We start from the raw sequence: 238 nt of genomic DNA, 5'->3' as shown, positions 1-238 counted from the left end.
GATGTCGGTCGTGCGCGATGTGCGGAAGGCTTTCGCGGCCCCGGGCAATCCGCTGCGTCAGCCGGCTCTGCTGCAGCTGGTCTTCAACGTGCTGCTGTTCGTGCCGCTCGGCTTCTTCGTCCGAGTGCTCGCCGGTCGTGGGGTGCTCACGGCGCTCGCCGCCGGCTTCGGCCTGTCGCTGCTGGTCGAGACGACGCAGCTGACCGGCGTGTGGGGCGTCTACCCGTGCGCGTATCGC

The 238-nt window shown here is 69.7% G+C and carries 1 protein-coding gene; it reads left to right on the top strand.

Features of this window, described 5'->3' with window-relative positions:
* Positions 1-238: VanZ family protein (locus L687_RS0121460; RefSeq protein ID WP_031207119.1), on the top strand; the 238-nt coding region annotated here is incomplete at both ends.

Source organism: Microbacterium maritypicum MF109, assembly GCF_000455825.1.
Classification (GTDB): Bacteria; Actinomycetota; Actinomycetes; order Actinomycetales; family Microbacteriaceae; genus Microbacterium; species Microbacterium maritypicum_A.
This window is presented reverse-complemented; position numbering and strand designations above follow the sequence as displayed.